This is a genomic window from Massilia sp. UYP11 (assembly GCF_050434805.1).
Taxonomy (GTDB): domain Bacteria; phylum Pseudomonadota; class Gammaproteobacteria; order Burkholderiales; family Burkholderiaceae_D; genus Telluria.
Window position 1 is genome coordinate 644117 of sequence record NZ_JBNDJE010000001.1, and the last position, 21515, is coordinate 665631.

The window sequence follows — 21515 nt, forward strand, 5'->3', positions numbered from 1 at the left end:
GGAAAAATTATGGCACGCAAGACCCCCATCGAGCGCTACCGCAATATCGGTATTTCGGCTCACATCGATGCTGGTAAAACCACCACCACCGAACGCGTCCTGTTCTACACGGGCGTCAACCACAAGATCGGCGAAGTGCACGATGGCGCAGCGACGATGGACTGGATGGAGCAGGAGCAAGAGCGCGGCATTACCATTACCTCGGCAGCGACGACCTGCTTCTGGAAAGGTATGGCTGGTAACTTCGAGCCTCACCACATCAACATCATCGACACCCCGGGCCACGTTGACTTCACCATTGAAGTCGAACGCTCGATGCGCGTGCTCGACGGCGCCTGCATGGTTTACTGCGCAGTCGGCGGCGTGCAGCCACAGTCGGAAACCGTGTGGCGTCAGGCTAACAAGTACAAAGTTCCACGTCTGGCCTTCGTCAACAAGATGGACCGTACCGGCGCGAACTTCTTCAAGGTCTACGAGCAGATGCGCGCTCGCCTGAAGGCGAACCCGATCCCTCTGCAGATCCCGATCGGCGCGGAAGAGAACTTCCTGGGCGTGGTCGACCTGGTCAAGATGAAAGCAATCATCTGGGACGAAGCTTCGCAAGGCATGAAGTTCGACTACCGCGACATCCCTGCGGAACTGGTCGATCAAGCCAACGAATGGCGCGAGAAGCTGGTCGAGACCGCTGCTGAAGCCAGCGAAGAGCTGATGAACAAGTACCTGGAAGAAGGCGATCTGTCGGAAGCAGAGATCAAGGCCGCCCTGCGCCAGCGCACCATCGCGTCGGAAATCGTTCCGATGATGTGCGGTACCGCGTTCAAGAACAAAGGCGTGCAGGCAATGCTGGACGCCGTCATCGAATACCTGCCGTCGCCAGTGGACATTCCACCAGTGGCCGGTACCGATGAAGACGACCAGCCGGTCACCCGCAAGGCCGACGACAACGAGAAATTCGCTGCACTGGCATTCAAGATCATGACCGACCCGTTCGTGGGCCAGCTGATCTTCTTCCGCGTCTATTCGGGCATGGTCAATTCGGGCGACACCGTCTACAACCCGGTCAAGGGCAAGAAGGAACGCCTGGGTCGTATTCTGCAGATGCACGCCAACCAGCGCGAAGAAATCAAGGAAGTGCGCGCCGGCGACATCGCCGCTGCGGTCGGCCTGAAAGAAGCGACCACGGGCGAAACCCTGTGCGATCCTTCGGCTGTCATCACCCTGGAAAAGATGGTCTTCCCTGAGCCTGTGATTCAACAGGCAGTCGAGCCGAAAACCAAGGCCGACCAGGAAAAAATGGGCCTGGCGCTGAACCGCCTGGCACAGGAAGACCCGTCGTTCCGCGTGCGTACCGACGAAGAATCGGGCCAGACCATCATCGGTGGTATGGGCGAGCTGCACCTGGAAATTATCGTTGACCGCATGAAGCGTGAGTTCAACGTGGAAGCGACCGTCGGCAAGCCACAGGTTGCATACCGCGAAACCATCCGCAAGGCAGTCACCGACGTCGAAGGCAAGTTCGTCAAGCAGTCGGGCGGTCGTGGTCAGTACGGTCACGCAGTGCTGTCGATCGAGCCGCAAGAGCCAGGCAAGGGCTTCGAGTTCGTCGACGCGATCAAGGGCGGTGTGATTCCTCGCGAATACATCCCTGCAGTCGAAAAAGGTGTGCGCGAAACCCTGACCAGCGGCGTGCTGGCTGGTTACCCGGTGGTCGACGTCAAAGTCACCGTGACCTTCGGTTCGTACCACGACGTCGACTCGAACGAAAACGCGTTCCGCATGGCGGGCTCGATGGCGTTCAAGGACGGCTGCCGTAAAGCAAGCCCGGTCATCCTCGAGCCAATGATGGCCGTGGAAGTGGAAACGCCTGAAGACTACGCCGGTTCCGTGATGGGCGATCTGTCGTCGCGTCGCGGCATGGTCCAGGGCATGGACGAAATCCCAGGCGGCGGCGGCAAGATCATCAAAGCCGAAGTGCCACTGTCGGAAATGTTCGGTTACTCGACCTCGCTGCGTTCGGCGACCCAGGGCCGCGCGACCTACACGATGGAATTCAAGCACTACTCGGAAGCGCCGAAGCACGTGATCGACGCCATCGTCACCGCGAAGTCCAAGTAATACATCATGGGGGGATGGGACGTCCCATCCCCCCTGTAAACAAAATATATCGTTTCTCTTAAAGGAATTAGGAAATGGCAAAAGGTAAATTCGAACGGACCAAGCCGCACGTGAACGTCGGCACCATCGGTCACGTTGACCACGGCAAAACCACCCTGACGGCTGCAATCGCTACCGTCCTGTCGAAGAAATTCGGCGGCGAAGCCAAGGCCTACGACCAGATCGACGCGGCTCCGGAAGAAAAAGCACGCGGCATCACCATCAACACCGCGCACGTCGAGTACGAAACCGAAAACCGTCACTACGCGCACGTTGACTGCCCAGGCCACGCCGACTACATCAAGAACATGATTACCGGTGCTGCGCAGATGGACGGCGCGATCCTGGTGTGCTCGGCCGCCGACGGCCCGATGCCACAGACCCGCGAGCACATCCTGCTGGCGCGTCAGGTTGGCGTTCCATACATCATCGTGTTCCTGAACAAGTGCGACCTGGTCGACGACGCGGAACTGCTGGAACTGGTCGAAATGGAAGTGCGCGAGCTCCTGTCGAAATACGAGTTCCCAGGCGACGACGTGCCAATCATCAAGGGTTCGGCACGTATGGCCCTCGAAGGCAAACCAGGCGAAATGGGCGAAGAGTGCATCACCCGCCTGGCTGAAGCCCTGGACACCTACATCCCAACGCCAGAGCGCGCTGTGGACGGCGCCTTCCTGATGCCAGTGGAAGACGTGTTCTCGATCTCGGGTCGCGGCACCGTCGTCACCGGTCGTGTCGAGCGCGGCGTTGTCAAAGTCGGCGAAGAAATCGAAATCGTCGGTATCGTCGACACCGTCAAGACCACCTGCACCGGCGTGGAAATGTTCCGCAAGCTGCTGGACCAGGGTCAAGCTGGCGACAACGTCGGCCTGCTGCTGCGCGGTACCAAGCGTGAAGACGTGCAACGTGGTCAAGTTCTGGCAAAGCCAGGTTCGATCAAGCCGCACAACCACTTCACCGGTGAGATCTACGTCCTGTCGAAAGACGAAGGCGGCCGTCACACCCCGTTCTTCAACAACTATCGTCCTCAGTTCTACTTCCGTACGACTGACGTGACCGGTTCGATCGAACTGCCAGCAGACAAAGAAATGGTCATGCCAGGCGACAACGTCTCGATCACCGTCAAGCTGATCGCTCCGATCGCGATGGAAGAAGGTCTGCGCTTCGCAATCCGCGAAGGCGGCCGTACCGTCGGCGCCGGCGTGGTTGCCAAGATCCTCGCCTGATTCATCAGGCTGGATCTTTGATGAGATGCCCTTCGGGGCGTCTTGTCAGCACAACGATGGGGGCAGACTTTTTGGTCTGTCCCCATCTGTTTGAGCGGGAACGATGATATACTCCCGCCTCTTGAGCAGTACCGAAGTACCTTTACCACATTGCCGGCAGCAAGCCGGAACGTTCTTTTAAAGGAATTAGCATGTCCGCTCCAAACCAGAAAATCCGTATCCGCCTGAAAGCGTTCGACTACAAGCTGATCGACCAGTCCGCACTGGAAATCGTCGAGACCGCCAAGCGCACCGGCGCCGTCGTCAAGGGCCCGGTCCCACTGCCGACCCGCATCCAGCGTTTCGACGTGCTGCGTTCCCCGCACGTGAACAAGACCTCGCGCGACCAGTTCGAAATCCGTACGCACCAGCGTCTGATGGACATCGTGGACCCGACCGACAAGACTGTTGACGCGCTGATGAAGCTGGACCTGCCAGCTGGCGTCGACGTCGAAATCAAGCTGCAGTAATACAAAATCAGGTGCCGGCGGACGCTTCCGCCAGCGCTGCAAGGGCCGGATCGACCTTCAACGGGCGATCCGGCCCTTGTCGTTTCAGGCGCTCGCATGCGCTTTGCATGAACTGCACGCAGCTGCACCTCAATCGTTGTTCGCCCCGCGCCGGCATGATGTAATCGATTGGTTTCGTACTCCGATTGCCGCCGCATGCCCCCGCTTCCCTTCGTCCAGAGCCTTCGGACTATGTCCTGGCGCGACCTCGCCGCCTGGGGTCTCGTCGCCATGTTCCTGGTTTCCATCGCCAAGTGGCTCGCACCCGACGCCGCCAGGCCTTTCCTGCGCAATGTCGCCCTGGCGCTGCCCATGTTGCTGCTGGCGGCCAAGGACATCGCCCACGCGCCGGACGCCTGGCGGCGCCTGCGCAGCGCGCATGCGGCCCGGGCGCCATGGCATACGCGGGTGACGGCGCTGCTGCCGCCGGAACTGGTGGGGATGCTGAGGCTCGACCGCCTGCTGTGGGTCGGCTGCGTCATGCGCCTGCGGCGCCAGCCTGCCCCATGCGCGCTGCCGGACGGCGTTGCGCTGACCTATCTGGAACGCGGTGGCTACGGCGCCGCGACCGCCGTCGTCTTCGTCAGCCTGCTGTTCGAGCTGCCGGTCCATGTCCTGCTGCTGAACCTGTTCGTCGAGGATGCCGGCACGCTGGCCCTGCTGCACGTGCTGGGCGCCGTGGCCGTGCTGTACACGTTGGCCTGGGTGCTTGGCGACCGCTGGCATATCGGGGCAGGGCGCCACGTCATGACCGACGACGCGCTGCACCTGCGCGTGGGCGCCCGCGCCGAGGGCGTGCTGCCGTTCGCGGCGATCGTGCGCCTGGAGGTGGTGGACTCGCCGCTGCCGATCTGGCGCCGGCGCCATGGCGTGGCGAGCCAGGACACCTTGCTGGTGACGCCGTTCGACCGGCCGAACTGCGTGCTGGTGCTCGGCGAGGACGCGCGCATCGACATCCTGCACTGGCAAGCGCAGAAGTGCTTGCCGCGTTACGTGTTCCTGTATCTCGACCGGCCCGAACTGCTGGCGGCGCGGCTGCGCCGGCGGGACGAAGCTTGATCCGGGCCGCCCCTGGCGCGCCCGTCGCGCTGGCGCATATCGGGTTCGTGCTCGCGTTGCTGCCTTTCGCGGAAACGCCCGATGCGCGCCACGCGGACGCCCCCGTCGACTATGTCGCGGTTGTTTTCATTCCGGCTTCGCGGCCGCCGGTGGCCGCGGCGGCGCCCGCGCCGCTCCCGGTCACGGCAGCGCCAAGGCGCCGGCCGGATCGCATGAGGGCGCGAGCCGAAGAGATGACAGCGCCACCGGCGCCGCTGGCTGCGCTGCCCGCGATGTCCGCGATGCCCGCGCTGCCGCCGGCGACGGACAGCCAGCAGACGCTGGCGCCGGCCCGGACCATCGATATGGAATCATTGCGCGCCGCGGCGCGGCAGGCGGACGGCGCGCGGGCGCCGACCGCGCCGGAAAGCCTGCGCGAATCCGGACAGATGCGCGCCAGCGACGACGGTGCGCTGGCGCGCGCGGTGCGGCGGGCGAAGCGACCCGATTGCCAGACCAAGTATGCCGAGGGCCGAACGACGGTCAACCTGCTGCTGCTGGTGCCGCTCGCCATCGAGACGATCACGGACAAGGGCTGCAAGTGGTAGCAGCCCCTCTCCGGGCAAGCGCTTGTTTGCTGCCCGCTTGGTTGCTGCCGGCTTACTTGCTGCCCGTCTTCCAGCGCATCCCGAACCCGTAGTGCCGGTCCATCAGCTCGTGCGCGCTGGTCATGCCCTGCTGCTGGAAGTATTCGGCCAGCTTGGTGATCACCAGGTTGCCGCCCCGGTTCTCGATCAGCGCGATCGCACACATGATCTGGCGGTCGCCGCCATCCAGCCTGACCTCGACCGGCGCCTGGCCCGGCGCCGACACCGTCACCACGCCATTGGTCACGCCCCAGTTGGCCGCGCCTTCGTAGATGAAGGAAAAGATCACCGCGCGCTTGATCTTGTCGAAGCGCTCGCCGTTGATGAACAGGTTCTCGCCATTGGCGGCGGCGCCGGTGCGGTCGTCGGCATCCAGTTGGATGAACGGTTCGCGCTCGTAGTCGCCGAAGGTGTTGCCGAGCGCCTGCACCAGGCCGCGGCGGCCGTCGGCCAGCTCGTACATGCAGCCCAGGTCGAGATCGATACCGCTGCGGCCCTTGCGCGCGGCGCCGGCCTTGTTGGCCATCTCGCCGGCCTTGTTCGCGAGGTCGCCCGCCATGCTGGTGAGGCGGTCGAGGAAGCCGCCGCCGCGCGCGGCCGAGGACGGCGGCGGGGGCGAGGCCGGCGGCGGCGCGATCGCCGCCTGGTTCCAGTTCAGGTTGACGTGGATGCGGCCGTAGCCGCCGCCGGGGCGCTTGTCGAGCGAGATCTTGTCGCCGCGCTTGTCGAGCGTGATTTTGGACAGCGATACCGCCGGCTTGGGCGCGGGGGCAGGTGCCGGTGCCGGTGCAGGCGTCGGGGCAGGCGCGGCCGGCGTCGGCGATCCCGCCTCGGCGCCGCCGAAGTGCTGCAGCAGCGCCGACAGGCCGCCATTGAAACCCTGGCCGACGGCGCCGAAGCGCCACAGGCCGTCGCGGCGGTAGAGTTCGGCCACGATCAGGGCCTTCTCGTCGCCGAAGTCGGCGCCCGACCACGGGAAGCGCACCGCGCTGCCCAGGGTGAGTGCGCTGGCGCCCAGCGTGCGCATGGTGGCCGCGCCGTCGATCGCCGCCACGAACACGAGTTTCGTGATCGAAGGGGGCAGCGCGTCGAGGTTGACCGCGAAGCGGGCGCGGCCGCCGCCCAGGTCCAGGCGCACCGCGCCTTCGGGGCTGGCCAGCTGGTTGTAGAACACCATGTAGCGGTCGTCCGACAGCTTGTCGTTGGCGTCGAGGCCGAAGCAGGATACGTCGACCGAGGCGCCGTTGGCGGCGATCTCGATGGCGACATCGAAAACATGGCCGGTGCCGAGGTCGGCCAGCTTGCCTTTCTGTCCGCGTCCAAATGTAGTCATGTGGGTTCTCCTTCCAGGAATGGTTTATGGCCCAGTTCGGCGCGTGAGCCGAACAGGCGTGATTGCTCGAGGGTGCGCTCGGCCCAGGCGCGGTGGGTGGCGACTTCCTGCATCGCGTCGTCCATGCGGAACACCGCCGGGCTCGAAGCGTCGAGGATGGCGCGCGCCACCGCCAGGTCTTGCGGCGTCACCTTGAAGTGTTGCTCGATCGGGGCGATCTGGGTCGGGTGGATTGCGGTCTTGCCGACCATGCCGTGGGCCAGGTCTTCGATCACTTCCTGGTCCAGCAGTTCGGGCAGGTCGAGGTATTCGAACACCGGCGCGGTCAGCATGAAGCCGTAGGGACGGAAGGTCGTCACCAGGCGCGAAATCACGGGCCCGAGCGGCGTGCGGTACAGCGTCATGCCGCGCGGGCGGCGCAGGCCGAGCAGGGCCAGCAGGTCGTTGCCGCCGATGCGCAGCGCCAGGATGCGGTGGCGCACGCCCGGCGCTTCCAGGGCGGCGCGCAGGCCCTGCATCTCGCCGTCGTCGAAGGCCTCGGCCGTCTCCAGGGTCGGCATCAGGACGTGTCCGGTGTGGCGCACCAGCTTGAAATAGCTGTCGAAGTTGCGGCGTGTGATCTTGGGCAGCACGAAGCCGGTCAGCTTCTCGGCGCCGGGCATGGCCAGCACGCGCGCCAGCACCTCGGGGTTGCGCACCCGCACGAAGCGGTCGGCCGCCACGTCCAGGCGCATGTTCGCCAGCACCACCGACAGGTTGAACAGCGACCAGGAGAGTTCCCGGTCGGCGATCGAATCCTCGGTGCAGAAGATCAGCGAGCGCGCGTGCGGCAGGCGCTCGCCATTGGCGATCGCGGTCAGGTTCTTGTGATTGGCCGGCACGTACAGCGACGCGCCCAGTGATTTAGCCATCCGATGCACTCCTGATCAGGGATACGGCGTGATAGGGCAGGTGCGGGTCGATCTCGACCGGCACGCGTTTTTCTTCGGCCAGCACGGCCAGGTGCGCCACTTCGGCGGCGGCGGGGTCGCGCAGCACGACCAGGCGCGGCACGCGGCGCAGCAGCACGCGCGTGGCTTCGCCGATGCCGGGCTTGACCAGGTTGACGTCGGCGATGCCGAAGCGCCGCATGGCGGCGCCGATGTAGCTTTGGGAGCGCGCGCGCGCGGCCGCGGCGTCGATCGGTTCCGCGCGCGGCAGCGTGTCGGATTGCGCCAGCGCCAGCCGCACCAGCTCGTCGGCGAACGCCTGCGAACGGTCCACCGCCGCGAACTGTTCGTAGAACACGCAGCCGTGGAAGTCGTCGGTGCGCATGTCGTCGCTCATGACGGTGCGGCTCACCAGGCCCGACACCGTGGCGTTCAGGATGCTCGACGGGATCAGGTAGTCGTCGCACGAGGCCGCGCAGGCGGCGGCGCCGGCCAGGTCGGACAGCACGTGCAGGCCGGCGTCGATGTGGGTTCCGTGGCGCACGTTGAACACTTCGACCGAGCCGGCCAGCTCGCGCGCGATCACGCCCTTGCCGGTCCAGCCGTCGAGGAAGACGATGGAATCGGGCGGGTGCCCATGCGCCAGGATGTGGCGCAGGGCGGCGGCGTCGATGCCGCGGTCGCGCACGATCGACACCGAATAGTGCACCGCGTCGCGCCCGAACAGCTCGCGCAGCAGGCGGGCGACCACCACGCCGACCGGGGTGCCGGCTCGCGCCAGCGACACCAGCGCCAGCCGGTGCAGCGGGCGCGCGGCAATCAAGCGGGCCAGGCGCAGGCAGTCGCGCGCCATGCGCGCATTGTTGGCGCGGCAGGCCTCGTCGAACAATGCCATGTAGCGCGCCGACGGCTGCGACTCGGGCGACAGCATCTGGCTGTAGTGGCGCCGGCCGCTCTGGATCAGCGCCTCTTTCTCGGCGACGTCGACGAAGCCTTCCTGGGCCATGCGGCGCAGCAGGAAGCTGACCTCGCCCTTGCGGTAGCTGCCGGAGAAGTCTTCCCAGTCGCTCACAGCGCCCCCACCGTGACGCCGGCGAGCTGGGTGCCGCGCGGGATGATGGCGTAGTCGCAGGCGGCCATGAAGCGCGCGTCCGAGCGGCTGTCGCCCATGCCGAAGGTGACGATCTCGCCGAATTCGAGTTTCAAGCGTTGGGTGACGTGGGCCACCGCGTTGGCCTTGTTCAGCGCCTTGGGCAGGATGGCCAGGTTGTTGCCGTTGCGATGGATGAAGTAATCGCGGTCGCCGTCGGCGATCCAGGGCCGCACCACGTCTTCCTCGAGCGGCGCCAGGCGCCTGGCCTCCTTGTCCGGATCCTTCACCACCAGGAAGAACGGGGTGCCGAAATCCTCGATCATGCGCGCGCGGCCGCCATAGCCGGTGCGCGCGCCATGGTCGTCGATGTGGGCGGCCAGCGCCAGCAGGCCAGGCAGCGCGGCGTGCATCGCCGTGCGCATGCCGTCCAGCCAGGGCTGGTCGACCGCGCCGCCCGGCTCGAGCACCACGCCGCCATAATTGATGACGGCGTAGCTGTCGAACGGCAGGGACACGCGGCGCAGGCCGTCGAGGTCGCGCGCGGTGGTCGGGATCATCGTCATCCCGTCCTGCAGCAGGGCCAGCAAGGAACGCTGGGCCGGCGTGGTATACGAACAGATGCTGCCGTCCTTGTAATAGGAGGCCGGCTCCAGCGCGCCCGGGGCGTGCGCGCCGCATTTGCCGATGGTCTGGAACAGCGTATCGTCCAGGTCAGCGAACAGGAACTTCTTCAACGTGGTCCTCGGACTGGAAGTGGAATAGGCGCGCTTGCAGCTGGCCGGCGAGCTGGAACAGCGCGGGGCCGGGCGCGGTCTCGTGGCAGACCAGCACGTGGTCGTACTGGCCGGGCGCGACGTTGTACAGGTAGTTGGCAATGCCCTCGCCGTAGTTGTCGGGGAAGGTCAAGGCATGCGCCACCGCGCCCCAGGCGAGGATCGGCGAGCGCGTGGTCGATTGCACCACCACGTCGACGCCGTGGCGCTGCAGGGCGGCGCCGAACAGGGTCGAGACGTGCATGAATTCGCCGGTGCCCAGCACCAGCACCCGGCTGCCGGGTGCGAACCCGGCAGCCAGGCGCGCCGCCAGTTGCTCCGGCGCCCGCAATGCCCGCCCCGTGCCGAGGCGGCCGAAGGCGGGGCTGGCGCCGCGGTCGGCGTGTTCTTCATAGCGCTGCGCCAGGCCCTGGTCGGGCGGCAAGGGCCCCTGGACGAAACTGAATTCGCCCTCGACCAGCGCGCCGCTCGTCACCGGCATGCCGAAGCGGGCGTCCAGCAGCCCGGTTGCGGCGCGGCCCATGAAATTGGTGATGGTGGCCAGGTGCACCCGCTCCAGGCCCGGATTCAGGCGGCGGCAGGCGGCGGCCAGGTTGACGAAGGTATTGCCGGTGCTGGCCTCGTCGTCGACCAGCACCAGGGTGCGCGCGGCCAGCAGCAGTTCCCGAAGCGCCGGCTCCTGCGGCGTGTGCAGGAACTGGCGCGGCGCATGGCTGTGCGCTTCCTCGAATTCGATCAGCGGGCCATCGCCGACCCGGTAGCGGGTGGTATGCAGGAACAGCGCCTGCTCGCCCGGATGGGCGCGCAGCCAGGCTTCGAACACGCCCTGGCCCAGGCCGATTGCGGTCTCCGCCATGGCGATGAACACCACCGGGCCTTGCACCGTGCCGCCGAGCGGCGGCACGGTCGCCGCCAGGCGCTCGTGCACCATCAGCATGTCGCTTGGCCGCGCCGGCCAGTGCTTGCCCAGCACCTTGCTCAGGAACAGGAAGCCGCGCTTGGCGTTGGCGCGCGCGGCGAAGCCGAGCAGGGCGTCGAGTTCGGACGCGCCGCTGTCGATGCGCAGGTCGAGCGTGCCCGTTGGTAGCTCGACCTGGAGTTCAATACCTTGAACAGGAACCGGGAGCGGCGCGTTCATGCCAGCTCCGTCGCGACGCCGACTTCGGCCACGCGCATGCCATGGCGCGGCGCCGGAATCTCGAGACCGTCGTAGCCCTCGGCGAAGCCGCGCAGCGCGATATACGGCAGGTTGGGGCCGGCCAGGCAGGCCATGCCGATCCCGCCCGACATGCGCGGATTGATCTCCAGCAGGCGCGGGCGGCCGCCGCCTTCGCGGAACTGGACGTTGAACACGCCATTGAGCTGGTAATCGGCGGCCAGGCGCGCCGTCGCATCCAGGATGTCCTGGCGCATGTCGATCAGCTGCCCGCCGCCGGCTTGCGGCAGCTTGCGGCGCACCACGCTCGTGACCAGGCGCCCATGGTCGCCCACGCAGTCGACGCTGTATTCGGGGCCGTCCAGGAATTCCATCAGCAGCATCGTCTTGAACGGGCCCGATGCGGCGACCAGCTCGCCCAGCCCGCGGCGCAGGTCCTGGTAGCCGATGTGGTACTCCACGCCGCCAAGCAGCAGCGCGGCGCTGCTGCGCGCTTCGTCGACGATGGCGAAGCCCAGGCCATAGATGCCGTGCGCCGGCTTGACGCACAGCTTCGCATGCTGCGGGCGCAGCTCGGCATAGGCGGCGTCGAACTGCTCCAGGGTCGTGAAGGGGCGGAAGGCCGCCACCGGCGCGTCCGGCAGCACCGTTGCGGCATAGAAATCGGCCTTGTCGTGGATGCGCTTCAGTTGCGCCGGCGGGGCGGCGCTGAGCACGCGGGTCTGGATGTCGGCGAAGCGTGCATGTTCGGCCGCCAGCAGGGTGGCTTCGCGGCCCGGCACGAAGATGTCGATGTGATGGTCGCGGCAGAACCGGAGGCACCAGTCGACGTAGGCGTCGCCCTTCAGGCCGGTGGGCTCGACGTAAAATTCATGGGCCAGGCGCGCGGCCGGCGCGTGGCGGTTGGCGTTGCTGTGGATAATGGTGAAACGGCCTTCGGTATCGGCCTCGCGGATCAGCTTGATCGCCGCATTCACGGACGAAAACGTCCTGTTGTACCAGACGCGCATGTGGTTTCTCTTGATGGATGATCGGCCACTGGCGTGGCGTTGCTGGTCCGCGCCGGGAGGCGCGGACCGTCAGGGAAGCTCCCTGTGTGACTCTTAGGCGTTGACGCCGAACGAGCGTGCCAGCGGACCGAGGCCGCCCTGGAAGCCCTGGCCGACGGCGCGGAACTTCCATTCGCTGCCGGCCCGGTACAGCTCACCGAAGATCATTGCGGTTTCGGTCGAGCTGTCCTCGGACAGGTCGTAGCGTGCGATCTCGGCTTCACCGGCCGCGTTCAGGCAGCGGATGTAGGCCTTGCCCACCTGGCCGAAGTTCTGGCGGCGCGCGTCGGCGTCGTGGATGGTGACGCAGAACGAGACCTTGTCGACCTCGGCCGGCACGCGCGCCAGGTCGACGGTCAGCTTCTCATCGTCGCCGTCGCCCTGGCCGGTGGTGTTGTCGCCGGCGTGGACGACCGAGCCGTCGCTCGATTTCAGGTTGTTGTAGAAGATGAAGTCGGTATCGCCGCGGACCTTGGCATCGGCCTTCAGCAGGAAGGCGCTGCCGTCCAGGTCGAAGGCGGATCCGTCGGTCGAGCGTGGATCCCAGCCCAGGCCGATGATGACCTTGGTCAGGCCCGGTGCTTCCTTGCTCAGGTTGACGTTGCCGCCTTTTTGCAGACTGATTGCCATGCGAACTCCTTTTCCGTTGAGGGATGAAATGGACGACGATGCCGCCGTCGCCATCGGGGATGCATCCGCCAATATAGGCGGTAATTGCTCAATTGTACATGGGGCTGGACCGCGCGAATTTCAACATTGTCCATAGAGAAATGCGCGTACTTACACCCCGCCTGGCTCCGGCAATGTCACATTCGCGGATGGGGCGGATCGGGCAGGAAGGGGCCGGCTACCGGCAACCGGGGACGCCGGCTGGTCGGGCAGCCGCAGCAGGCGCAGCGCGCTGTCGGTGCGTCCGCCATGCGGACATGAGCTCGGCCGTATCGGAAGGGCTGTTGTCGAGCGGGTGTCTGCATGGCGATCCGCAGACCGGCCGGCTGGTTACCTGGCCGGCCGGTCTGCGGAATCGGGAGGGCCTGATCACGCCGCCCTGGCCTCGGCCCCGGCATGATCGGGCAGGGCGCTGACCGGCGCCGGCGCCAGGTCGGCCGACGCCTGCGCGCGTTGCAGCTGCACGGTCTGCGCCGGCAACGCCAGCGACACCCCGCGTTCCTTCAGCCCGGCCAGGATGCGCAGGTAGATCTCCTGCTGGATGTCCATGTAGACGGCATAGTCGGTGTTGTCGACGTAGTACACCACTTCATAGTTGAACACCGGCGCATTCAGGCCCGCCAGGTGGGCGCGGTCGAAGCGCACCGGTTGCTGGGCGCAGACGATGTCCTTGACCATGGCCGGCAGCTCGCGCAGCACCGGTTCCGGCGTCCGGTGCGAGACGCCGAACTGGAACACCACGCGGCGCGATTCCATGCGGCGCAGGTTCTGGATCCGGCTCTTGAGCAGGTCGTTGTTGGAAAACACGATCTGCTCGCCGCCCAGGCTGCGCACGCGGGTGGTCTTCAGGCCGATCTTCTCGACCGTGCCCAGCATCTTGTCGACGATGATGAAGTCGCCCACCACGAAGGGCTTGTCGAGGACGATGGAGAGCGAGGCGAACAGGTCGCCCAGGATGCTCTGCACCGCCAGCGCGATGGCGATGCCGCCGATCCCCAGGCTGGCCACCAGGGTGGTGATGTTCACGCCCAGGTTGTCCAGCACCATCAGGGCCACCACCGCCCACAGCGCCACCCGCACCAGGAAGGCGATGGCGGCCGCGGACGTGATGCGGTCCGGGTCTTCGTTGCGCTGGGCGCGGGTCGCCGCCAGCCAGGTGCGCAGCGCGCGGTCGCCCCAGATCGCGACCTGGAACAGCACCGCGGTGATGGTGACGCGGCCGATGAACAGGTGCGCCGTGTCCGGCAGGGTCAGGAAGCTGGCGCCGGCGTAGATGCCGACGATGACCAGCACCAGCAGCTTGGTCGAACGCAGCGCGGCCACCGCGATGTCGTCCCATTTGGCGTCGGTGCGCGCGGCAAGCGCCGCCAGGCGCCGCGCCAGGATCGATTTGACGGCGTCCAGCCCGGCCGCCACGGCCGCGATTACGACCAGCGCGACCAGCCAGTCGGCAACCGGATTGTTGAGGATGACGTATTCCATCACGGGTTCATTTCCCTTTCATTCAATGTTCGAACTCAATGTTTGAACCTCAGGCGGCGGAGCGCTCGTCCTGCGCGCCATCCGCGCCGGATGCCGACAGCGCCGTCAGTGCGGCCAGGAAGTCGTCGCCCCAGCGCGCCACGTCGCGGTCGTTCACGATCGCCGCCATGCGTCCGGATCGGTAGGCCACTTCGTCCGCGCCCATGGTCAGCGCATGGTACAGGGTCGTGCTCATCGCATTGCGGTCATACGGGTTCACCAGCAGCGCGCCGTGCAGCTCGACGGCCGCGCCGGCGAATTCGGACAGCACCAGCGTGCCCGGACGCCCGACGGCGTGGCGGGTGGCCACGTATTCCTTCGCCACCAGGTTCAGGCCGTCGCGCAGCGGCGTAATCCAGGCGACGTCGCAGGCGGCATAGTGCGCCACCACTTCCTCGAACGGCAGCGAGCGGTAGAAGTAGCGTACCGGCACCCAGTCCAGCGTCGAGAAGCGGCCATTGATACGGCCCACGGTGCGGTCCAGCTCCTCGCGCAGGCTGTCGTAGATCTCCATGCCCGACGCCGCCGGCGTGATGATGTTGATGAGCATGACCTTGCCCAGCAGCTCGGGATGCTGTTCGAGCATGCGCTCATACGCCTGCAGCTTTTCCAGCGATCCCTTCACGTAGTCGAGGCGCTCGATCGAGATGATGCCGGTGCGGCCGTCCAGGTAGTCGTCCCATTCGGCGATCTGGCGCCCGATGTCGTCGCTCTTGACCAGGTCTTCGATCAGGCCGGCGTTGGTGCCCACCGGATGGGCGCCCAGCGTGACCCGGCGTCCGCCCACTTCGAGCGCGGTATGCATGCGGTCCACGCCCAGCGCGCAGCCGAAGGTCAGGTAGCGCGGCGCGCACGGCACGGCGGCAAGCACCTCGACCGGCGCGCAGGAGCGCGCGGCGTCGACGAAGTTCTCGACGTAGCGCGGAATGTGGAAGCCCACGTAGTCGCACTGCAGCAGGCTGCCGATGATGTCGTTGCGCCAGGGCAGGATGTTGAACACGTCGCTGGAGGGGAAGGCGGTATGGTGGAAGAAGGCGATCGTCAGGTCCGGGCGCAGCGGGCGCAGGAAGGCCGGCACCATCCACAGGTTGTAGTCGTGGATCCAGGCGGTGGCGCCGGGCGCGGCTTCGCGCGCGGTCTGCTCGGCGAACAGGCGGTTCACCTCGAGGAAGCGCTCCCAATGGTCCTGGCGGAATTCGGCTTTATCGGGGAAGGAGAAGATGATCGGCCAGAACGCCTCTTTCGAGAACTTCTTGTAGAACTGGTCGATGTCGTCCGCCGTCAGGGGAATCCGGGCCGCCTTGAGCTGCGGGTAGCGCCCCTCGTCGACGGCCACGTGCGGGATGAATCCGGTCGGCGTCCGGCTGGCCTGCTGCGACCAGGCGACCCACGAGCCCTTGCGCCCGCCGGCGAAGAAGCTGAGCAGGGTCGGCATGATGCCGTTCGGGCTTTTCGGGCGGCGCTGGTACGTGACGCCGCCTTCCATCACTTCGTCATAGGGCAGGCGGTGGTAGACCATCACCAGTTCGGCCTCGCCGTAGGAGATCGCGTCGTGCGCCACGACGTCGCCGTCCAGGCGCAGGCCATGGCGGCCGAAGGCCTGCAGGATGCCGCCGCAGCCGGCGGCGTCGGCCACCACCACGCGCGGCATCTTGCGCACCGCCTGCACCAGCGCCGGTTCGGCGGCGCCGACCACCACGCCGCGGAACCCCGCCTCGAACATCGACAGGTCGTTCAGGGTGTCGCCCGCCACCACGATATGGGCCGGATCGAAGCCGGCGACTTCGGCCAGGCGCCGCACCGCGACGCCCTTGCCGACGCCGCGCGGCAGCACGTCCAGGTAGCGGCCGGCCGAGAACAGCAGGTCGCAGCCGAGGGCGTCGACGGCGGCGCGCAGCGCGGGCGTGATGGCCTCCTCGGTGGCGTAGAAGGATACGCGGCGTTCCTGCGGCACCGACTGGCGCACCAGGTCGGGAAAGCCGGCCAGCGCTTTCAATACCGCCTGGGTGCCCGGCCAGCGCGCCGCGATCTCGTGCGCCAGGGGTTCGACCGGCCGCAGGTCGGCGTCGACGATGGTGGCGCCGACGTCGGCGACGATGTAGTGGGGACGCGGCACAGTCGGGTCGGACAGCAGGGGAATGACGGTTTCCAGGCCGCGGCCGGTGACGAACACCAGCTTCGCCTCCGGCAGGGCGCCGGAAAACAGTTCGCGGATGCGGCGCCGCGCCTCGTGGGTGCCGGCCAGCAGCGTACCGTCGAGATCGGTAGCCAGGACCAGGCGTGAGGGATCGAGCTGGCGTGGCCAGTGGCGTGTTTCAATGACAGTCATTCTCATCCTTTGCAGCGATGCGTCCGCCCATGAATCAGGGGATCGGGTGGCGGACCGGGTCTGAGCCCGCGATGCTCGCCAGGGAGGCGCGCGGGCCAGAGAAAGGCGGGATGCGAAAAAGGCGCTCTCTTCTATAGGAATGCGCAATCGACACATCGGGAACCGCCAGGCGGAAAAGGGGCGGGCAGCGCCGGCATCGATGCCGGAAATCACGTACGCCAGGAGCGCGCGACGCGGCCGACCCTCGGAAAGCATTTGTACAATAGCATTTCGAGGCGTCATCTTCAACCCGCGATTCGCCTGGGCGTCCCCGGCGCCGCCGTGGAGACATGAACGGAAATTGACGAGCACGCGAAAAAAACTATTGCAAAACTTGAAGCCCAGCTCGTATAATTCGGCTCCCCGGGCGGTTAGTTCAGCTGGTTAGAATACTTGGTCGACATCCAAGGGGTCGCAGGTTCGAATCCTGCACCGCCCACCAGACTTCCAGATCGCAGGCTCCCAGCAATGGTCGTAGCCTGTAGAGAAAAGGCGCAGCGGTGCGCCTTTTCTGTGCCGCTCGGCTAGAGCGGATTCTTCTTTCTCCAGTGACTGCGAAAAGCGCAACAGGCCGGATTTGACTCCGATTTTTCCTGTTGCGCCGAAGCCTTTTGCGCGCTATACTAGCCGGCTTCGGTATGGGCCTGTCTTTTTTGCCCATATTTTTTAGTAGTTCAACTACCCCCGCCCAATCGTAGGTGGGAATGGAGAAAAAATGAGCCTGGGCCTCCTCGGTCGCAAGGTTGGCATGATGCGTATCTTCACGGATGACGGCGATTCGATCCCTGTCACTGTGCTGGACGTGTCGAACAACCGTGTCGCACAAGTCAAAACCCCTGAAACTGATGGCTACACCGCAGTTCAGGTCGTCTACGGTCAGCGTCGCGCTTCGCGCGTGAACAAGGCTGCCGCCGGTCACTACGCCAAAGCTGGCGTCGAAGCCGGTACGATGCTGAAGGAATTCCGCATCGATTCCACCAAAGCCGCCGAACTCAAAGCCGGTGACACCATCGATGCTTCGATGTTCGAAGTGGGCCAGAAAATCGACGTGCAAGGCACCTCGATCGGTAAGGGCTACGCCGGTACCATCAAGCGTCACAACTTCGCCTCGGGTCGTCAGACCCACGGTAACTCGCGTTCGCACAACGTTCCTGGCTCGATCGGTATGGCCCAGGATCCAGGCCGCGTGTTCCCAGGCAAGCGCATGACCGGTCACATGGGCGACGTTACCGTCACCACGCAGAACCTGGAAGTCGCGCGTATCGACACCGAGCGTCAGCTGCTGCTGATCAAGGGTGCCGTTCCTGGCGCGAAGAACGGCCAAGTGGTCGTCAAGCCAGCTGTCAAAACCAAAGCCAAGAAAGGAGCGTAAGCATGGAACTGAAGCTCCTGAATGAGCAAGGTCAAGCTGGCGCCAACGTTGCAGCAACCGACGAAGTGTTCGGTCGTGAATACAACGAAGCCCTGATCCACCAGATCGTCGTCGCCTACGCTGCCAACGCACGTAGCGGCAACCGCAAGCAGAAGGACCGTGAAGAAGTCCACCACACGACCAAGAAGCCATGGCGCCAGAAAGGCACCGGCCGCGCTCGTGCTGGTATGTCGTCGTCGCCTCTGTGGCGTGGCGGTGGTCGTATCTTCCCGAACACCCCGGACGAGAACTTCTCGCACAAAGTCAACAAGAAGATGTTCCGTGCAGGTATCTGCTCGATCTTCTCGCAACTGGCTCGCGAAGGCCGCCTGAACGTGGTCGAGAACCTGTCGATCGAAGCTCCAAAGACCAAGCTGCTGTCGCAAAAACTGCAGACCATGGGTCTGGAATCGGTCCTGGTGATCACCGACACCATCGACGAGAACCTCGAACTGGCATCGCGCAACCTGCCGCACGTGCTGGTCGTCGAGCCGAAGCACGCTGATCCGATGTCGCTGGTGTTCTACAAAAAAGTCCTGGTCACGAAAGCTGCTCTGGCCAAGATCGAGGAGATGTACGCATGAGCGCCGCAATCAAATTCAGCGAAGAGCGCCTGATGAAGGTGCTGCTGGCTCCGATCATTTCCGAGAAGGCTACCTTCGTTGCGGAAAAGAACGAGCAGATCGTGTTCAAGGTCCTGCCTGACGCGACCAAGCCAGAAATCAAGGCTGCCGTCGAGATGCTGTTCAAGGTCGAAGTGGAATCGGTGCAAACCGTGAACCGCGAAGGCAAGCAAAAGCGTTCGGGCCGTTTCACCGGCCGTCGCAACCACACCAAGCGTGCTTTCGTGTGCCTGAAGCCAGGCCAGGAAATCAATTTTGTCGAGGAGGCTAAATAATGGCACTCGTAAAGATGAAGCCAACCTCCCCAGGCCGTCGTGGCATGGTGAAAGTTGTGACCGAAGGCCTGTACAAAGGCCGTCCGCTCGCAGCCCTGGTTGAAAAGAAATCGAAAACTGCCGGCCGTAACAACAACGGTCACATCACCACCCGCCATAAAGGCGGTGGTCACAAGCAGCACTACCGTCTGGTCGACTTCAAGCGCCAGAAGGACGGCATTCCTGCCAAGGTCGAGCGTATCGAATACGACCCGAACCGTACCGCGCACATCGCACTGCTGTGCTACGCGGACGGCGAGCGTCAGTACATCATCGCCACCAAGGGCATGGCTGTCGGCGACAGCGTCATGAACGGCTCGGAAGCGCCGATCAAGGCCGGTAACTGCCTGCCAATCCGCAACATCCCGGTCGGTACCGTGATGAACTGCGTCGAAATGCTGCCAGGTAAGGGTGCCCAGATGGCCCGTACCGCCGGCGCCGGCGTCGTGCTGATGGCCCGTGAAGGCACCTACGCCCAGGTTCGCCTGCGCTCGGGTGAAGTCCGTCGCGTGCACATCGAGTGCCGTGCAACCGTTGGCGAAGTCGGCAACGCCGAACACAGCCTGCGCAAGATCGGTAAGGCTGGCGCGATGCGCTGGCGCGGTGTTCGTCCTACCGTCCGCGGTGTGGTCATGAACCCGGTCGATCACCCGCACGGTGGTGGTGAAGGTAAAACTGCAGCCGGTCGTCACCCAGTGTCGCCATGGGGCCAGCAGACCAAGGGCAAGCGTACGCGTTCGAACAAGCGCACGTCGTCGATGATCGTTTCGCGCCGCGGCAAGAAATAAGGATAAAAAATGACTCGTTCATTGAAAAAAGGGCCGTTCATTGACGCCCACCTGGTGAAAAAAGTCGAGACCGCGCAAGCGACCAAAGACAAGAAGCCAGTCAAAACCTGGTCGCGCCGCTCGACGATCTCGCCAGACTTCATCGGTCTGACGATCGCCGTGCACAACGGCAAAGTGCACGTGCCTGTGTACGTGTCGGAGAACATGGTCGGCCACAAGCTCGGCGAATTCGCGCTGACCCGTACGTTCAAGGGCCACGCCGCTGACAAGAAGGCGAAACGATAATGGAAACTAAAGCAATCCTCAAAGGCGTGCGCCTTTCGGAACAAAAAGGCCGCCTGGTCGCCGATCTGATTCGTGGCAAGAAAGTTGACGCAGCACTCAACATTCTGCAATTCAGCCCGAAAAAAGGCGCGACCATCATCAAGAAGGTTCTCGAGTCGGCGATCGCCAACGCGGAACACAACGATGGCGCCGACATCGACGAACTGAAAGTGGTTCAGATCTATGTCGAAAAGGGCCCGATCCTGAAGCGCTTTACTGCACGTGCAAAAGGCCGCGGTGATCGCATTTCTAAACAATCCTGTCACGTTTACGTGACTGTCGGTAACTAAGGAGTCATACGATGGGTCAGAAAATCCACCCAACCGGCTTCCGCCTGGCGGTCACCCGTAACTGGGCATCGCGCTGGTATGCTGGTAACGGCAACTTCGCTTCGATGCTGCAGGAAGACCTGGAAGCCCGCGCTTTCCTGAAAAAGAAGCTGAAGAACGCTTCGGTCGGCCGCATCGTCATCGAGCGTCCTGCCAAGAATGCACGCTTCACCATTTACTCGTCGCGTCCTGGTGTCGTGATCGGTAAAAAAGGCGAAGACATCGAAGTGCTGAAGACCTCGCTGGCCAAGATCATGGGCGTGCCTGTGCACGTCAATATCGAAGAGATCCGCAAGCCAGAGATCGATTCGCAGCTGATCGCCGATTCGATCTCGCAGCAGCTCGAAAAGCGCATCATGTTCCGTCGCGCCATGAAGCGTGCGATGCAAAACGCAATGCGCCTGGGCGCCGTCGGCATCAAGATCATGTCGTCGGGCCGCCTGAATGGCATCGAAATCGCACGTACCGAATGGTATCGCGAAGGCCGTGTGCCACTGCACACCCTGCGCGCCGATATCGACTACGGCACCAGCGAAGCATCGACCACCTACGGCATCATCGGCGTCAAGGTCTGGGTCTACAAGGGCGACCGTTCGGTCACCGGCGAAGCACCAGTCATCGACACCCCGCCAGATGAGAAGAAGCCACGCGGCCCACGTCGTGACGACGGCAAGCCATCGCGCGGTCCACGTCCAGCCGGCGGTGCACGTCCAGCTGCCGCGCCAACCGTGCGCGCTCGTCCAGCTGTCAAGCTGGCGACCCCGGCTGCCGCTGCACCCGCTGAGAAAGCAGGAGAATAAGCATGCTGCAACCATCGCGCAGGAAGTATCGTAAAGAGCAGAAGGGCCGTAACACCGGCATTTCGCACACCCGCGGCACCGCGGTCTCGTTCGGTGAGTTCGGTCTGAAGGCAGTTGCCCGCGGCCGTATCACCGCACGCCAGATCGAAGCGGCACGTCGCGCCATGACCCGTCACATCAAACGTGGCGGTCGTATCTGGATCCGTATCTTCCCGGACAAGCCGATTTCGAACAAGCCGGCCGAAGTCCGTATGGGTAACGGTAAGGGTAACCCAGAGTACTACGTCGCTGAAATCCAGCCAGGCAAAGTCCTGTACGAGATGGACGGCGTCGCTGAAGAACTGGCGCGCGAAGCGTTCCGCCTGGCCGCTGCCAAACTGCCACTGGCTACCACTTTCGTGGTTCGCCAAGTTGGCCAATAA

General features: G+C 64.7%; 22 protein-coding genes and 1 tRNA gene. 14 read left to right on the forward strand and 9 right to left on the reverse strand.

Going from position 1 to position 21515, the window contains the following annotated elements; translation table 11 throughout:
• The first annotated feature begins 9 nt into the window (after nt 1-9).
• From fusA to ABIB38_RS02810, 5 genes are all read left to right on the forward strand, one after another.
• Nucleotides 10-2115, forward strand: a complete 2106-nt coding sequence (gene fusA, locus ABIB38_RS02790) for an elongation factor G (RefSeq protein ID WP_429201569.1) — start codon at nt 10-12, stop codon at nt 2113-2115.
• 74 nt (nt 2116-2189) lie between these two features.
• The gene (tuf, locus tag ABIB38_RS02795) at nt 2190-3380 is read left to right on the forward strand and encodes an elongation factor Tu (RefSeq protein WP_429201466.1); all 1191 of its coding nucleotides are present in this window, start codon (nt 2190-2192) and stop codon (nt 3378-3380) included.
• Between the two features lie 191 nt (nt 3381-3571).
• Nucleotides 3572-3889 carry a 30S ribosomal protein S10 gene (gene rpsJ, locus ABIB38_RS02800; protein WP_010394389.1) on the forward strand — a complete coding sequence of 106 codons (318 nt, stop codon included), beginning with the start codon at nt 3572-3574 and terminating at the stop codon, nt 3887-3889.
• 231 nt (nt 3890-4120) lie between these two features.
• A complete protein-coding gene (locus tag ABIB38_RS02805) occupies nt 4121-4987 on the forward strand; it encodes a hypothetical protein (protein ID WP_429201573.1) in 867 nt (288 codons plus the stop codon).
• Nucleotides 4984-5574 carry a hypothetical protein gene (locus ABIB38_RS02810; protein ID WP_429201575.1) on the forward strand — a complete coding sequence of 197 codons (591 nt, stop codon included), beginning with the start codon at nt 4984-4986 and terminating at the stop codon, nt 5572-5574. The genes ABIB38_RS02805 and ABIB38_RS02810 overlap by 4 nt, the downstream gene beginning before the upstream one ends.
• A gap of 52 nt (nt 5575-5626) precedes the next feature.
• Here the strand turns inward: ABIB38_RS02810 and ABIB38_RS02815 are convergent, their stop codons facing one another.
• The 9 genes from ABIB38_RS02815 to ggpS form a co-directional block, all read right to left on the reverse strand.
• Nucleotides 5627-6946, reverse strand: coding sequence for a TerD family protein (locus ABIB38_RS02815; protein WP_429201577.1), 1320 nt, complete (start codon nt 6944-6946; stop codon nt 5627-5629).
• The gene (locus tag ABIB38_RS02820; RefSeq protein WP_429201579.1) at nt 6943-7857 is read right to left on the reverse strand and encodes an HpcH/HpaI aldolase/citrate lyase family protein; all 915 of its coding nucleotides are present in this window, start codon (nt 7855-7857) and stop codon (nt 6943-6945) included. Before ABIB38_RS02820 ends, ABIB38_RS02815 begins: the two co-directional genes overlap by 4 nt.
• Nucleotides 7850-8947, reverse strand: a complete 1098-nt coding sequence (locus ABIB38_RS02825) for a cysteine protease StiP family protein (protein ID WP_429201580.1) — start codon at nt 8945-8947, stop codon at nt 7850-7852. The genes ABIB38_RS02820 and ABIB38_RS02825 overlap by 8 nt, the downstream gene beginning before the upstream one ends.
• Nucleotides 8944-9702, reverse strand: coding sequence for an HAD family hydrolase (locus ABIB38_RS02830; RefSeq protein ID WP_429201582.1), 759 nt, complete (start codon nt 9700-9702; stop codon nt 8944-8946). Before ABIB38_RS02830 ends, ABIB38_RS02825 begins: the two co-directional genes overlap by 4 nt.
• A complete protein-coding gene (locus tag ABIB38_RS02835; protein WP_429201584.1) occupies nt 9680-10879 on the reverse strand; it encodes a phosphoribosyltransferase domain-containing protein in 1200 nt (399 codons plus the stop codon). Before ABIB38_RS02835 ends, ABIB38_RS02830 begins: the two co-directional genes overlap by 23 nt.
• On the reverse strand, nt 10876-11907 hold the full coding sequence (locus ABIB38_RS02840; protein WP_429201586.1) for an ATP-grasp domain-containing protein: 1032 nt from the start codon (nt 11905-11907) through the stop codon (nt 10876-10878). Before ABIB38_RS02840 ends, ABIB38_RS02835 begins: the two co-directional genes overlap by 4 nt.
• Before the next feature lie 93 nt (nt 11908-12000).
• A complete protein-coding gene (locus ABIB38_RS02845) occupies nt 12001-12576 on the reverse strand; it encodes a TerD family protein (protein ID WP_429201588.1) in 576 nt (191 codons plus the stop codon).
• Between the two features lie 408 nt (nt 12577-12984).
• Nucleotides 12985-14097: a mechanosensitive ion channel family protein gene (locus ABIB38_RS02850; RefSeq protein ID WP_429201590.1), complete on the reverse strand. Its 1113-nt coding sequence runs from the start codon at nt 14095-14097 to the stop codon at nt 12985-12987.
• A gap of 49 nt (nt 14098-14146) precedes the next feature.
• On the reverse strand, nt 14147-16465 hold the full coding sequence (ggpS, locus tag ABIB38_RS02855; RefSeq protein WP_429201592.1) for a glucosylglycerol-phosphate synthase: 2319 nt from the start codon (nt 16463-16465) through the stop codon (nt 14147-14149).
• A 404-nt stretch (nt 16466-16869) separates the two neighbouring features.
• Between ggpS and ABIB38_RS02860 the strand changes: the two genes are divergently transcribed.
• From ABIB38_RS02860 to rplP, 9 genes are all read left to right on the forward strand, one after another.
• Nucleotides 16870-16946 (forward strand) — tRNA-Val (locus ABIB38_RS02860).
• Nucleotides 16947-17219: 273 nt separating this feature from the next.
• The gene (gene rplC, locus ABIB38_RS02865; protein WP_290420458.1) at nt 17220-17876 is read left to right on the forward strand and encodes a 50S ribosomal protein L3; all 657 of its coding nucleotides are present in this window, start codon (nt 17220-17222) and stop codon (nt 17874-17876) included.
• 2 nt (nt 17877-17878) lie between these two features.
• Complete coding sequence (gene rplD, locus ABIB38_RS02870) at nt 17879-18499, forward strand: 50S ribosomal protein L4 (RefSeq protein ID WP_005663467.1); 621 nt, start codon at nt 17879-17881, stop codon at nt 18497-18499.
• Entirely contained in the window at nt 18496-18813 is a 318-nt protein-coding gene (rplW, locus tag ABIB38_RS02875; RefSeq protein WP_123069936.1) for a 50S ribosomal protein L23, read from the forward strand. Before rplD ends, rplW begins: the two co-directional genes overlap by 4 nt.
• A complete protein-coding gene (gene rplB / locus ABIB38_RS02880) occupies nt 18813-19640 on the forward strand; it encodes a 50S ribosomal protein L2 (protein WP_429201594.1) in 828 nt (275 codons plus the stop codon). The genes rplW and rplB overlap by 1 nt, the downstream gene beginning before the upstream one ends.
• 9 nt (nt 19641-19649) lie before the next feature.
• Nucleotides 19650-19925: a 30S ribosomal protein S19 gene (rpsS, locus tag ABIB38_RS02885; RefSeq protein ID WP_123069938.1), complete on the forward strand. Its 276-nt coding sequence runs from the start codon at nt 19650-19652 to the stop codon at nt 19923-19925.
• Nucleotides 19922-20254 (forward strand): 50S ribosomal protein L22, encoded by a 333-nt coding sequence (gene rplV, locus ABIB38_RS02890; protein ID WP_170976705.1) that lies wholly within the window; start codon nt 19922-19924, stop codon nt 20252-20254. Before rpsS ends, rplV begins: the two co-directional genes overlap by 4 nt.
• Nucleotides 20255-20265: 11 nt before the next feature.
• A complete protein-coding gene (rpsC, locus tag ABIB38_RS02895; RefSeq protein ID WP_123069939.1) occupies nt 20266-21093 on the forward strand; it encodes a 30S ribosomal protein S3 in 828 nt (275 codons plus the stop codon).
• A 2-nt stretch (nt 21094-21095) separates the two neighbouring features.
• Nucleotides 21096-21515, forward strand: a complete 420-nt coding sequence (gene rplP, locus ABIB38_RS02900; RefSeq protein WP_005663456.1) for a 50S ribosomal protein L16 — start codon at nt 21096-21098, stop codon at nt 21513-21515.

Coding starts and splice junctions, on each gene's coding strand:
- fusA (WP_429201569.1), top strand. CDS start 10: ATGGCACGCAAGACCCCCATCGAGCGCTACCGCAATATCGGTATTTCG.
- tuf (WP_429201466.1), top strand. CDS start 2,190: ATGGCAAAAGGTAAATTCGAACGGACCAAGCCGCACGTGAACGTCGGC.
- rpsJ (WP_010394389.1), top strand. CDS start 3,572: ATGTCCGCTCCAAACCAGAAAATCCGTATCCGCCTGAAAGCGTTCGAC.
- ABIB38_RS02805 (WP_429201573.1), top strand. CDS start 4,121: ATGTCCTGGCGCGACCTCGCCGCCTGGGGTCTCGTCGCCATGTTCCTG.
- ABIB38_RS02815 (WP_429201577.1), bottom strand. CDS start 6,946: ATGACTACATTTGGACGCGGACAGAAAGGCAAGCTGGCCGACCTCGGC.
- ABIB38_RS02820 (WP_429201579.1), bottom strand. CDS start 7,857: ATGGCTAAATCACTGGGCGCGTCGCTGTACGTGCCGGCCAATCACAAG.
- ABIB38_RS02835 (WP_429201584.1), bottom strand. CDS start 10,879: ATGAACGCGCCGCTCCCGGTTCCTGTTCAAGGTATTGAACTCCAGGTC.
- ABIB38_RS02840 (WP_429201586.1), bottom strand. CDS start 11,907: ATGCGCGTCTGGTACAACAGGACGTTTTCGTCCGTGAATGCGGCGATC.
- ABIB38_RS02845 (WP_429201588.1), bottom strand. CDS start 12,576: ATGGCAATCAGTCTGCAAAAAGGCGGCAACGTCAACCTGAGCAAGGAA.
- ABIB38_RS02850 (WP_429201590.1), bottom strand. CDS start 14,097: ATGGAATACGTCATCCTCAACAATCCGGTTGCCGACTGGCTGGTCGCG.
- ggpS (WP_429201592.1), bottom strand. CDS start 16,465: ATGACTGTCATTGAAACACGCCACTGGCCACGCCAGCTCGATCCCTCA.
- rplC (WP_290420458.1), top strand. CDS start 17,220: ATGAGCCTGGGCCTCCTCGGTCGCAAGGTTGGCATGATGCGTATCTTC.
- rplD (WP_005663467.1), top strand. CDS start 17,879: ATGGAACTGAAGCTCCTGAATGAGCAAGGTCAAGCTGGCGCCAACGTT.
- rplW (WP_123069936.1), top strand. CDS start 18,496: ATGAGCGCCGCAATCAAATTCAGCGAAGAGCGCCTGATGAAGGTGCTG.
- rplB (WP_429201594.1), top strand. CDS start 18,813: ATGGCACTCGTAAAGATGAAGCCAACCTCCCCAGGCCGTCGTGGCATG.
- rpsS (WP_123069938.1), top strand. CDS start 19,650: ATGACTCGTTCATTGAAAAAAGGGCCGTTCATTGACGCCCACCTGGTG.
- rpsC (WP_123069939.1), top strand. CDS start 20,266: ATGGGTCAGAAAATCCACCCAACCGGCTTCCGCCTGGCGGTCACCCGT.
- rplP (WP_005663456.1), top strand. CDS start 21,096: ATGCTGCAACCATCGCGCAGGAAGTATCGTAAAGAGCAGAAGGGCCGT.